Origin of the sequence: Sulfurihydrogenibium sp. YO3AOP1, from assembly GCF_000020325.1 — a bacterium.
In the GTDB taxonomy this organism is placed as follows: Bacteria; Aquificota; Aquificia; order Aquificales; family Hydrogenothermaceae; genus Sulfurihydrogenibium.
Map to the genome: position 1 here is coordinate 1,688,700 of NC_010730.1, position 12,478 is coordinate 1,701,177.

The 12,478-nt window shown below is 30.3% G+C and carries 16 protein-coding genes; all 16 read right to left on the reverse strand.

What is annotated here, in order from left to right; translation table 11 throughout:
- Positions 1–17: 17 nt before the first annotated feature.
- The gene (locus SYO3AOP1_RS08335; protein ID WP_012460283.1) at positions 18–320 is read right to left on the reverse strand and encodes a hypothetical protein; all 303 of its coding nucleotides are present in this window, start codon (positions 318–320) and stop codon (positions 18–20) included.
- Complete coding sequence (locus SYO3AOP1_RS08340; protein WP_012460284.1) at positions 317–1,732, reverse strand: hypothetical protein; 1,416 nt, start codon at positions 1,730–1,732, stop codon at positions 317–319. Before SYO3AOP1_RS08340 ends, SYO3AOP1_RS08335 begins: the two co-directional genes overlap by 4 nt.
- A gap of 39 nt (positions 1,733–1,771) precedes the next feature.
- On the reverse strand, positions 1,772–2,824 hold the full coding sequence (gene flhB, locus SYO3AOP1_RS08345; RefSeq protein WP_012460285.1) for a flagellar biosynthesis protein FlhB: 1,053 nt from the start codon (positions 2,822–2,824) through the stop codon (positions 1,772–1,774).
- 3 nt (positions 2,825–2,827) lie between these two features.
- The gene (fliR, locus tag SYO3AOP1_RS08350) at positions 2,828–3,601 is read right to left on the reverse strand and encodes a flagellar biosynthetic protein FliR (RefSeq protein ID WP_012460286.1); all 774 of its coding nucleotides are present in this window, start codon (positions 3,599–3,601) and stop codon (positions 2,828–2,830) included.
- A 7-nt stretch (positions 3,602–3,608) separates the two neighbouring features.
- Positions 3,609–3,878, reverse strand: coding sequence for a flagellar biosynthesis protein FliQ (fliQ, locus tag SYO3AOP1_RS08355; RefSeq protein ID WP_012460287.1), 270 nt, complete (start codon positions 3,876–3,878; stop codon positions 3,609–3,611).
- Positions 3,879–3,892: 14 nt separating this feature from the next.
- Positions 3,893–4,711: a flagellar type III secretion system pore protein FliP gene (gene fliP / locus SYO3AOP1_RS08360; protein ID WP_281340731.1), complete on the reverse strand. Its 819-nt coding sequence runs from the start codon at positions 4,709–4,711 to the stop codon at positions 3,893–3,895.
- A gap of 455 nt (positions 4,712–5,166) precedes the next feature.
- Entirely contained in the window at positions 5,167–5,445 is a 279-nt protein-coding gene (locus SYO3AOP1_RS08365; RefSeq protein ID WP_012460289.1) for a hypothetical protein, read from the reverse strand.
- Positions 5,442–5,705, reverse strand: coding sequence for a FliM/FliN family flagellar motor switch protein (locus SYO3AOP1_RS08370; RefSeq protein ID WP_012460290.1), 264 nt, complete (start codon positions 5,703–5,705; stop codon positions 5,442–5,444). Before SYO3AOP1_RS08370 ends, SYO3AOP1_RS08365 begins: the two co-directional genes overlap by 4 nt.
- A gap of 15 nt (positions 5,706–5,720) precedes the next feature.
- On the reverse strand, positions 5,721–6,230 hold the full coding sequence (locus SYO3AOP1_RS08375) for a flagellar basal body-associated FliL family protein (RefSeq protein ID WP_012460291.1): 510 nt from the start codon (positions 6,228–6,230) through the stop codon (positions 5,721–5,723).
- Positions 6,231–6,271: 41 nt separating this feature from the next.
- Complete coding sequence (locus tag SYO3AOP1_RS08380) at positions 6,272–7,513, reverse strand: flagellar hook protein FlgE (protein WP_012460292.1); 1,242 nt, start codon at positions 7,511–7,513, stop codon at positions 6,272–6,274.
- A 13-nt stretch (positions 7,514–7,526) separates the two neighbouring features.
- Positions 7,527–8,183, reverse strand: a complete 657-nt coding sequence (locus SYO3AOP1_RS08385) for a flagellar hook capping FlgD N-terminal domain-containing protein (protein ID WP_012460293.1) — start codon at positions 8,181–8,183, stop codon at positions 7,527–7,529.
- Positions 8,180–9,493, reverse strand: coding sequence for a FliI/YscN family ATPase (locus SYO3AOP1_RS08390; RefSeq protein WP_012460294.1), 1,314 nt, complete (start codon positions 9,491–9,493; stop codon positions 8,180–8,182). The genes SYO3AOP1_RS08385 and SYO3AOP1_RS08390 overlap by 4 nt, the downstream gene beginning before the upstream one ends.
- Positions 9,453–10,130 carry a FliH/SctL family protein gene (locus SYO3AOP1_RS08395; protein ID WP_012460295.1) on the reverse strand — a complete coding sequence of 226 codons (678 nt, stop codon included), beginning with the start codon at positions 10,128–10,130 and terminating at the stop codon, positions 9,453–9,455. Before SYO3AOP1_RS08395 ends, SYO3AOP1_RS08390 begins: the two co-directional genes overlap by 41 nt.
- On the reverse strand, positions 10,127–11,737 hold the full coding sequence (gene fliF, locus SYO3AOP1_RS08400; RefSeq protein ID WP_012460296.1) for a flagellar basal-body MS-ring/collar protein FliF: 1,611 nt from the start codon (positions 11,735–11,737) through the stop codon (positions 10,127–10,129). The genes SYO3AOP1_RS08395 and fliF overlap by 4 nt, the downstream gene beginning before the upstream one ends.
- A 14-nt stretch (positions 11,738–11,751) precedes the next feature.
- Complete coding sequence (gene fliE / locus SYO3AOP1_RS08405; RefSeq protein ID WP_012460297.1) at positions 11,752–12,036, reverse strand: flagellar hook-basal body complex protein FliE; 285 nt, start codon at positions 12,034–12,036, stop codon at positions 11,752–11,754.
- Positions 12,037–12,054: 18 nt separating this feature from the next.
- A complete protein-coding gene (flgC, locus tag SYO3AOP1_RS08410) occupies positions 12,055–12,465 on the reverse strand; it encodes a flagellar basal body rod protein FlgC (protein ID WP_012460298.1) in 411 nt (136 codons plus the stop codon).
- Positions 12,466–12,478: the final 13 nt, after the last annotated feature.

Sequence of the window (12,478 nt, forward strand, 5' to 3'; positions counted from 1 at the left end):
CTTAACTCCTTTATATTTTATTCTTCTATTTCTACATCAACTTTTTTCGGCGGCAGTTTTATTGTTTGATTAGATTTTAGATATTTTCTTGGTATAGAAATTTTTATATGAAGATAATTAGAATCTTTATAAACATTTACCTTATAATTTAAATTTTTTCTTTTTCTTGACACGTAAGAATTCTTTTTCTTTTTAGAAATCGGAATGGAAATTTCCTGCTTATATATAGGAATTTCTATAACATTTTCATTTTCGATTGTCTCTTTTGGCTGATTGACAAGATTAAGAATAATAGGAATTAGGATTATCTTTTCTATCATTTTTCTACAACCTTAACTTCAATAGTATTTTTTGAATCCTTTAACAATGAAGCTTCTGCTGTATAATCATCTTTCAAAGATATATTTAAAACTATGTTATGGTCTTTATCTTCAACGAAGTTTAGTTTTCCTATATTTTCTTTTCCTATAAAAATATCTTTTTCATAGTTTCTTACTTCATACTCTAAATTTCTCTTTGAAAAGTAAATCTTATATATATAATTACTTTCTTTTGAAGAAATTAGGTTTACTTTGTTAATTATTCCAAGTTCTAATGGAAATTTTAATTTTATGGTGGTGGTTTTCTTTTCTTTTTTCTTCGGTATTTGTTCAGGTTTTTTTTCTGTTGGCAATTCTTGTTCCTTTTTAGGTTGCTCTACTATTTTTTTCTCTTCCTTTTGAGCCTTTTTTTCTACATCAATACTTGTATTCAATCCAAGAATTACAGGCTCTATATTGATTGTTTCACTTTTTGTATAAATAACTTGAATTTGGGCTACGCCTTCAACAAACGCTTCTTTTGGAATTATATCAGGAATTATTCTTCCAGAGCCGTTAACTTTTAGCTTTATATCTTTACCGATTTTGTCGTATACTTTTATTAATCTGCCTTGAGTATCATAAACTTTTATTTCTATAGCAAATGGTTTTCCGGCTTCGGTTTCTGATGGAGCAATTACCTCAATTTTTCCTATGGTTTGTATCTCAGGCTTTATAGCTTTTGATGCTAAGATGTTTTTATTAGATTTATCCTGGACAACAATGTTAAAATCTTCAACTGTAAAAGGTAGTATATCAAATTTGTACACATTTCCATTAAAATCATTTATATTTACTTCTTTAGCACTTCCATTGGCATTAATAAGGAATGTTTGGTTGATATGTGATTTTTCTAATACTGGATTTCCTTCTCTATCAAAAAAGCTTATTCTTATTTCATACGTATAACCGGGTAAATAACTATCCTTAGATTCTATTACTGCTGTTTCTGCTTTATTGTTTATTACTCTAAAATTCATAGATGATGTTAAGGCCTCAAGTGGTAAAACTTTAAGAATCAATGGTTTTTCATCTAAAAAGAATGTTAAGTTATAAAAACCAGCTTTTTTCCCTTTAACTGTAATAACGGTTTCTCCGTTTTTTATATCCCCCGGATAAATCTCAGATTTACTAATTTCAAGACCGTTAGATACTACTTTTATCTTTGATGCAAGACCAAAATTGTTAGATGGGTTTCCAAAAGCATCTGTGAATTTTAGGGTTATATTGTAAGTTTCCCCAGCTACCAATATATTGTTATACTGAACTTCTATGTATGATATTTCGCCAGGTTTAATACTTACTTGTGCAAAAGAGATATTAATTATAAGTAAAATAAATAAAAAAAGTGTTTTTATTGTTTTAAGATTCATAATGCCTCCACATTAAAAAAAAACATTTATATATCATTATTATACCACTTTTTTAAATTTATAAATTTCTGCTAATATTTTTGCTACTGCCTCATAGAGATTTTCTGGAATATAATCTCCAATTTCACAACTACTGTATAATGTTCTTGCTAATGGTGGATCTTCTACTATTTTAACGTCATGTTCTTTTGCTACTTCTTTAATCTTTTGGGCTATTAAATCTTGTCCTTTTGCTAATACTTTTGGTGCATGCATTTTTCCTCTTTCATACTTTAATGCAACAGCATAGTGTTCTGGGTTTGTGATTACAACGTCTGCTTTTGGAACTTCTGCAATCATTCTTTTTAGTGCAAGTTGTCTCATTCTTTTTCTAATCTCTCTCTTGACTAACAGGTTTCCTTCGTAGGATTTTCTTTCTTCTTTAACTTCATCTTTTGTCATTTTAAGGTTTTCTTCGTATTCATATCTCCTATAAAGAAAATCGGCGATGGCTATTGGTACAGATAAAAAAGCAAACGACATTACAAGGATAATAATCGTTTTACTCAAAACATAAATTTGATTGTTAATAGAGCCTGTCATGTAAACTAAAAAGTCATTTAATAGATACTTTACAAGGAAATAAGATAAAAACAATGCTACAGTTAGTTTGGCAAGATTTTTAATTAGCTCAAATAAAACAGTCAAAGAGAATATTCTTTTTATCCCAGAAATAACATTTAATTTATCAAGCTTTGGAGTAAGAGGTTTCAGTGTAAATAGAAATCCAAACTGCATAACATTTGATGCGATCGCAACCACAAAAAGAATAAGAATTACAGGCAGTATCAAGATTGCTAATATTTTGAGTGTAAACCAAATAAACATTCTCCCATTTTCTGAAATTAGATATAATGGATTTGAAAACGTATATTTAAAGTATCCAAGAAGATATTTGTATGCAAAAGGTAAATAAAATATCAAGACAATAAAAATGACAAACAATGATGCAGAAATAGATACGTCCATACTTTTGAGAACTTGTCCTTCTTCTCTGGCTTTCTGCTTTCGTTTCGGGGTTGCTTTTTCGGTTTTACGTGGGTCTTTAGCCATGTTTTACCTGCTAAAAATTTCCATTAAAGTTAAATAATAATTTGTCATTTTATCAATAAAGTTAAGACCTACGCTTATTATTAATGAACTTGCAAATATGAGTATGACAAATCCAATAAAAATCTGTGCCGGAAGTCCAACCATAAAAACGTTTATTTGAGGGATCAATCTATTTATCAATGCCAAAACTATATTAAATACAAGTAAGACTAAAATAAACGGGAATGCCATCTGAAAAGACAGTAAAAAAATATCTGAACTTTTTTTGATGATAAATTCAAACACTCCGTTATTTATATTAAAAGAAGAAAGAGGAATCACTTCAAAGCTTTTAAACAAAGCTCCTATAAAAATTTGATAAGCTCCGGATATAAAAAACAAGAAATAAAATAAAAAAAGAAAATATCCGGATAACACAGAAGTTTGACCAAAAGCTGGGTTAAACATATTTAAAACTGTTAGCCCCATGAGATAGCTAATTATTTCTGCAGCGTAAGAAAAAGCTCCAATAAATATATTAACTATTATTCCTAAGGAAAAACCAATAAAAACTTCTTTTAGAATTAGTGTAAGGAATACTAACAAATCGTATTCTTTTATTTCTAACTTTATATTGAAATTTAGCATTGTAAAGTAAGCAAAAGAAACGACTAATAAAACTTTTACGTTGTGAGGAATTATTGGAGATGAAATAAGCGGAAAAGCCATAAAAAACGCAATTATTCTTGAAAATATTAGTGCAACTGTTGTAGCTTGGTCGGGTGTTATTAGTACCATTTTTCACTCATTGTACAATCTTTAAGATCATCATCAATACTTCTTTTGTATAATCAACTAATTTTGTTGTCATCCATGAGCCAAAAATGATTAAACCTATCACCGCCGCGATGATTTTTGGAACAAATGTTATAGTCATTTCGTTTATCTGTGTTGCAGCTTGAAATATGCTAATCAAAAGTCCAACAATAAAGGTTATTAGAATTACCGGACCGGCAACTAAAATAGTAATTTTAAACATGTCAGATGTTAAATTAACTGCCATATCTATCGTCATGATTGCACCTCTCACTACTTATAACTGCTAACAAGAGCTTTGACTAAAAGTTCAAAGCCATCTGCAAGGACAAACAGCATAAGCTTAAAAGGTAATGATATAAACATCGGCGGTATCATCATCATACCCATGGACATCAAGATGCTTGCAACTATAAAATCTATAACAAGAAATGGTAAATATATTATAAAAACAATTTCAAAGGCAGTTTTGATTTCGCTTATCATGAAAGCCGGAATCAAGGTTGAAATGCTGATATCCTTTGGAGATAATGGTTTTTCATTGGCTAAATCTAAAAATAGTTTTAAATCTTCTTTTCTTGTGTTTTTTAGCATAAACTCTTTTAAAGGCTCTTTTGCGTTTTCTATTGCTTGTATATCAGATATCTGTTTTTTTAGATATGGAGAAATACTAACTTCATTTATTTTGTCAAAAGTTGGCTTCATTACAAAGATGGTTAAAAAAAGTGCAAGACCTACTATTACTTGGTTTGGTGGTGCCGTTGGAATACCAAGAGCATGTCTTAACAATGATAATACTATAACAATTCTTACAAAGGCAGTCACGCTTATCAATAATGCCGGTGCTATGCTTATGATAGTGATTAGTAATAAAATTTTTAGGGTTGTATCTAAACGGTTAAATCCAGCCAAGGTCTCTGAAAATGTATCAGCATAAGAAAAGGAAAAGTTTAAAAGCGTTAAAACAATGATTATAGATATTATGAGATATACATTGCATGAGAAATTTAAAATATCATCAGATTCTTTTTTGGTTTCAGAATGAACCATTATTTTGTTTGTTATATCGAGATTATTAAGCTGAAAGATCATATATTTTAATGTTTTTTTTGAATAAAAAAAGAGTAGATTCTTTGCTATGCTCAGAATGACATAGTAATGCCAAGGAATAAAAATCTTTGCCGGCTTTAGAAATGTGTATCTTTTACTTTTAACTTTCCTGTCTGTCATGTCATATAGAGGACAGTGTCCTAAGGATTTCTGTTTTGGTTCTATAAAAATTCCCAATTTCTCACCTGATGCATCTCATAAGATTTTTATTTTTTAATCTATTCATAGTCTATACTCTATACTTTGGGGTGAGAAATTAGAGATTTTTTAAATTTAGATAAGGGGATCCTTCGGACTAAAGTCCTCAGGATGACAGTCAAAAGTTGGTAGATAAATATCAGAGAAAGGATAACCTCATTTGTCATTCTGAAGCCGGTGAAGAATCTCCTACTTTTACTGAATTTCTCACCCGACGTATTATTTAATCTATTCATAATCTATTCTTTATCCTCAAGATTTTGAGTAGTTTCTTTTTCGCTGATTTTTTCTATTTTACCATTTTGAAATGCTAATAAAAATATTTTATTATCAAACTCAATTGTAATTAAGCCTATGTCCTTGGAAATAAATTTAACATCTCTGATTTTTATATCTTCTTGGTTAGCCTTACTAAATGGTATTGAATATTTTTTAAGAAAATATAAAAGTCCATATAATGTTCCGATTACTATTAACAAAGATAAAATTAACTTAAAAATTATTGAAAAATCTATCATTTTATTAAATCTACTAATCTTACTCCGTACTTTTCATTTACGTTAACAAGTTCACCAAATCCTACTTTTTCATTTAAAAAATATATATTTACAAAATCCTCAATATTCTTTTCAAGATCTATAATATCACCTTCTTTTAAGTTAAGCAAAAACTCAAAATTCTTTTTTAAACTTGCCAATTCTATTACAATAGGTATATTTATATTTTTTATCAAGCTAATTTTTTTATATATCTCATCTACTTCCATATCCTTATGCATAATATATTCTCCAGTTTAGCTTGTTTGTATTATGAATTCTGTAAAGTAAACATCTTTAACTCCACCAAGAGGTAAAATAGCATTTGTTCTTCTGATTATCTCTTCTTTAAGTTTTTCAATTCCTTCCGGTGATTTTAGTTCTCCGCTTGTTTTTGTGAATAATAGCGTATTAATTGCATCTTTTATCTGAGGCATCCTTTTTGTAGCTTCTTCCTTTACTTTCTCATCTTGAACTTCCATAATTATAGTAACTTTTATATATCTATCCGCATCTTTATCAGCCAAGTTTGCTACAAAAGTTCCAACTTCTAACTCTACTCCTTGCTCTTCAGCTTTTTTTATTTCATTTGCAATTTTCTCCGGTGGTTTTTCTTTCTCTTCTTTTGCAAAGAAAGTTTTATATGCAAAAAAACCTCCTCCACCCAATACTAATAATAAAACAGGGATTAATATGATGATTAACTTCTTCTTCCCGCCACCTTTTTCTTCCTGCTGCTGTTCTTGATTTTCCTTCTCCTCAGCCATTACCTACCTCTTTATTGTGATGTGTGAAGTTGTCATGATTTTTATCTCTTGATATTCATTGCTTCTTGAAGTATTTGATCATCTGTAGTAATAACTCTTGCATTAGCTTGATAAGCTCTTTGTGCAGTAATAAGGTTGATAAACTCTCTTGAAATGTCAACGTTTGAAAGTTCCAAGAATCCGCTTCTTACTTTACTCAAAATTCCTCCAGGTGTGATAATTGGAGTAAATGTTTGGGTATTTGGTAAATATAAGTTATTACCTTTTCTAACAAGCATTTCTTTATCTTTAAATGTTGCTACTGCAAGCCTTGCAATATTTTTAACATTTCCGTTTGAATACATACCTTTTACAATACCATCTTCAGTAACAGCAACTCCAAGCAAATCTCCTTTAGCAAAACCATCTTGATTTGCATAGAATATAAAATCTGAAGCTACTTGTTTTATTTTTGAAACATCAACAGAAATTACCTGTGGAGAAGTTGCTCCATTTGATAAAGTTAAAGATAATGTAAACGGAGAACCTGATGTTAAATTTCCATTTGTATCAAAGTTTAAAGTTGAACTTCCTACTTGTGTTGTTAAATCGTTATCCTTATACGCATAAACTTTCCAAGTGCTTCCTGTCGAACTTTCATTCGTTTTTTGAAAATAGAAAGATAAAGTATGTGGATTTCCAAGAGAATCATAAATAGTCATTGAATTTACATAATTGAATGTAGTTGAATTTGTTGGATCAAAAGTTGCAGATATAACATTTGATCTTGAGTCTAAATTTGTTGGTTCAACAAGATTTATTTTTGTTGTTATCGTTGGATTAATAGCATAAGGAACGTTTATTTTATCTAAAGCTCCTGCAATATTACCATTATTATCAAGTGTCCATCCTTGTAATTTCATTCCGTCAACGTTTACTAAATCTCCGTTAGCATCCAATCTAAACTGTCCTGCCCTTGTATAGTAAACAGTTCCTTGGTTATCTTTAACCATAAAAAATCCTTCTCCATCTAATGCAAGGTCTGTTGGAGAGTTTGTATTCATAAAAGATCCTTGTGAAAAGTCTTTTGTAGTAAGGGCAACGAAAGACCCGCCACCAATTTCTGTATTTTTAGGTGTATTGTTAGCAAAAGTTGTTAAGCTATGAGCAACTAAATCTTCAAAAGTAACTCTTTCTGATTTAAAACCAATTGTATTAACATTGGCAATATTATCAGATATCACATTTAACCATTGCTGATTTCCGTTTAATCCGGTTATTGCTGTATAAAATGACTGTAGCATGGCTATCCCTCCTTTACATACTTATTTCCAGTATTTTATCTAAGGACACATTGACATTATTAATCTTCGCACTTAAACTACTATTATCTTTTAATATACCATTTACAATTCCCGTTGAGTAAATAGTTGCTTGGACATCGTTTCCGGCAGAATCTTTGGCTGATACTAATACTTTATAATAACCATCTGTTAAATTTTGATTTTCTATTGATAAAGGATACGTAGTATTTCCATTTAAATTTGTAAATTCTTTTTGCTCAACTATATTGCCGTTAGAATCTACTAATGAAACTTTGACATTTTGTGCTGGAGCATTTAATTTAAATTCAATGTTTGATTGACCTTGTGATATATAAGTCTGATTTCCTTCATACTTAACTTTTTTACCTATCATTGAAGATGCGTTTACTATGCTGTTTGTAAACGTTGAAAGTGTATCTACTAATTTTTGTATACTGTCTAAAGATTCCATCTGCCTAAGTTTAACACTGTTGTCTATGAAATCCGAGATATCCTTAGCGTTCATTGGGTCTTGCCACTTTAAGTCTGCAAGAAGTACTTTAAGAAAATCATTCTGACTCATCTTAGAGTTATCATAATTAGCATCAACAACCTTTGGTTTATTGGACGTAGCTGAATCTGGAAACGTTGTTAATGAGGTGTCTATCATCTTAATTCACCCCCTATGTTTTTAAAATAGTTTAACACATTTTTTAAATCATCAATACTTTTTTTAAAATCAATCCTTTCGTTTATATCTTGTTTAATAAATTCTTCTATAACCGGATGCATTTTAATTGCTAAATCTACTTCTTTGGAAGACCCTTCTTTATAAAGTCCCAAGTTTATCATGTCTTCCATTTCTCTATACTTTGCCTCTAAGCTTATAATTTTTGATTGGTATAACATTATTTCGTCATTAACAAGCTGGGGCATTAATCTACTTATACTTTTTAGAATATCAATAGCGGGATAAATTCTTTTATTTGCAATTTGTCTTGATAATACAATATGACCATCTAAAAATGAAATAGCAGCATCTGCTATTGGGTCATTTTGAATTTCATCACCTTCAACCAAAACTGTGTATATTCCTGTAATACTTCCTTTATTTTTAAAATTTCCAGCTTGCTCTATAATTCTTGGTAGAAGTGTAAACACTGATGGAGTGTATCCTTTTGTTGTTGGCGGTTCTCCTGCAGATAGTCCTATTTCTCTTTGCGCCATAGCTACTCTTGTTAAGGAGTCTAAAAGATAAAGTACATTCTTACCAATATTTGAAAAGTATCTCGCTATAGCAAGAGAAGTCATAACTGCTCTTATTTTTGCTAAAGGCGGCATATCGGAAGTAGCTACTACAACCACAGATTTTTTTAACCCTTCTTCTTTTAAGCTATCTTCAATAAACTCTCTGACTTCTCTGCCTCTTTCACCTATCAAAGCTATTACGTTTACATCGCTTTCTGTAAACCTTGAAATCATTCCTAAGAGGGTGCTTTTTCCAACACCTGCACCAGAGAGAATTCCCATTCTTTGCCCTTTTCCGATGGTAAATAAAGCGTTTACTGCTCTAACTCCTAAATCTAAGACTTCTGTAACTCTTTCTCTTTCTAAAGGATTTATAGTTTCAAGTTTAAGATAATAGCTATTGGAATAGTTAATTTTTTCTTTATTTAAAGGTCTTCCAAAAGGGTCTACAATAGTTCCAAGCAAATCCAAGCCTACAAGGACAGACGGCTTTGTATAGCAAACCTCTACAGGGCTATTAATTTTTATGCCATCCAAATTTTCATAACTCATTAACAATACTGTACCGTCTTTAAATCCAATTACTTCTGATTCTATAGATTTATCTATTATGCACTTGTCTCCAATGCTAACTTTTGGAATAATTGCTTCTATAGTATTGCCTATAACTTTTTTTACTTTCCCAATTGCTTTATATTTCGGATAGTTTTTTAATCTCTCTTTTAATTTCATCTTTTACAATCTCTATTTTTTCTCTAAATTTATTTTCTATTTTTCCATTATCAAACTCAATAATAAAATCATTTCCTTCTAATTTTTCATCTATTTCTAAAGATACATTAGATAGAAATTTTTGTAATAATTCCAAATTTTGGTCTTTACTGACTTTAATTTTTAATACTTTAAATTCCCTTAGCTCTTCTAATATCTCATTTATTTTTTCAGCAACTTTTTCGGGGTCTTTTTCATAAATGTACAGAAATTCTAAAATTTCTGCTATACTGTCAGAGATTATTTCCGATATTTTTGCTAAATATATTTGATAATGCTGTTTTAAGCTATTTTGTATTTTCTCAATAGTATCTTGAGCTTGTTTAATTTCGGCGCTGGATTTGTCATTAAAGCTTGCTTCTATTTCTTTTATTTTTTGTTCTAATATATTTTTATACTTTTCTTCCAAGGACTTTGTAGCATCTTCAAAGCCCTTTTTATAAGCATTCTCCTTCTCTATTTCAATTTGTTTTAATAATTGATTAATTTGATTTTTTAAAATTTCAATTTCTTTCTCTAAATTATTGTCATTTTCTTTTTCTTCTAATTTTTCAGAAATATTTTTAAGCTGAGTAAAATCAGTTAAATTCAGCTTCATTTTTTAGCATCTTCTTTAATCCATTTTGTTATGATATTAGCTATCATTTGAGGATTTTCTTCGGCTATTTCTAATATTTTTAGATATTCAGGTAATTTTTCTATTTCCGACACTAAACTTTTTTCTTCTTCATATTTTTTTGCTAATGCTTCAGCAGCAACCCCGGCTAATGGTGCTGAAAGAGTAGTAGCAGTAATAATTTCTTCTTTTTTCTGTTTTTTCTTTTTGATAAAAATAAACGCTAATAAACCTAGTATAAGTAAAAGTAATATTCCTGCAATTACATACATTATTAAATTTTGCTGTTTAGTAGATACTTCTTCCTGCGTGGAGGTAGCTTCAAATGGAACGCTGATTACGGTAACTTGATCTCCTCTGTTTGGGTCAAATCCTATAGCACTTTTGATTAAATTTTCATAGGATTGTAGTTCTTGCTGACTTCTTGGCTCAAATTGTTTTATTATATTGCCATCCTTATCTTTAATTTCTTTATACTTTCCATCAATCATAACACCAACGCTTACTTTTTTAATAGTAAACAGTGGTTTTTGTGTTTCTATCATTGATTTAGAAACATCGTAATTTGTTGTTATATCACTCTTTTCTTTTTTCTTTCCTCCCCCACCCATTACAGGCGTATTCATTACAGGGGGAACGTTTGTTGGTGTACCAGGTGGTGCGTTTATTGTTTGAGATTCTTCTGTTTCCGATTCCTTAATTTTTCTCTCGCTAACTACCGCTACTTTATCCGGGTCATAGATTTCATCTTTTTGATGAACTTTTCCTGTTTCAAGCTCTACGCTGGCTTTAACTACTACTCTCTCCGGACCTACTACCTTAGCAAGCATAGACTGAATATCTTTTTCAAGCTGCCTTTCTAATTTTCTTTTTAAGTCAACGGTTTTGTCTCCGGATTCGTTGGCTGATTCTTCATCTATTAAATCAGAAAGAACCCTACCTCTATTATCTACAACTGTTACATTTTCTGGTTTTAAGTTCGGTACAGCACGAGAAACTAAAAATACAATAGCTTTAATTTGCTCTTTTGTTAAGTCTTTGTCTGGCCAGAGTTTTATAATTACAGATGCTTTTGCTTCGTCTTCTTGCCTGACAAAAATAGAATCCTTAGGAAGGGCTATATTTACCTTTGCATCCATCACAGCATCTAACTGTTTGATCGTTCTTGTTAATTCCCCTTCTACTGCTCTTATATAGTTAACGTTTTCTTGAAATTGCGTTGTTCCGAGCTTTGGTTCTTCAAAAATCTCAAATCCTACAACTTTTCCGGAAGGCAATCCCTTTGCAGCCAACTTTAAACGAGCATCATAAACTTTATCTTTTGGAACCATGATTATAGTTCCATTGCCTTCTAATTTATAAGGTATGTTTTCTTGTGATAAAGCAGTAAGAATATTGCCGGCATCATCCGGAGCTAAACCTGAATATAAAACAGCATAATCTTCTTTATGCAAATTCTTTGTAATCAGTATTGCTATAAGAATAATTAAAAATAATCCTACAAGACCACCAATAATGTATTTTTGCTTAGCTTTATCCTGAAATATTTCTTTTATTTTGTTTATTATTACTTCTTTATTTATAGCCAAGAGACTTTACTCCATTAGACTTGCATTCTCATAATTTCTTGATAACTTTCTAAAGCTTTATTTCTAATTTCTGTTAAGAGTCTAAATGAAATATCGGCTTTTTCTATCTGATACATCGCATCTTGGATGTTTTGGATTTTACCAAGTGATAAGTCTTGTTCTATATTTTTAGCATTAATCAAATCATTGTTAACATCTTTTATAAAGTTTTGAAGCAAATCTGAAAAAGATGTATTACTTTCTTCTTTTTTTTCTACATCTAACTTTAGTAGCAATCCATTTAGTCCTTCAATTCTCATGTCAGTCCTCCATTACTTTTATACTCTAATTATTTCTAAGCTTTTTATTAACATATCTTTATGTGTATTGAATGCTGTTAAATTTGCTTCATAGGTTCTCATCGCAGTCATCATGTCAACCATTTCTCTAATTGGGTCAACGTTTGGAAGTCTAACATAGCCATCAGGTCCGGCATCAGGATTGTTCGGGTCAAATTTTAATTTAAACGGCGATGGGTCTTCTTGAATATCTTTAACTCTAACTTTATAAACAGGAATTTGAGATTGAGCATCTAAAACTGCTTCAAAAACCGGCACCTTTCTTCTATAAGGTTGTCCATTTTCAGTATGAGTAGAATTTACATTTGCAAGGTTGCTTGCAGCTAAATCTATTCTAACTCTCTCAGCTTGCATACCGGATACAGATATTTCAAGTCCTTTAAAAAGCATCTTTTATCCCTCC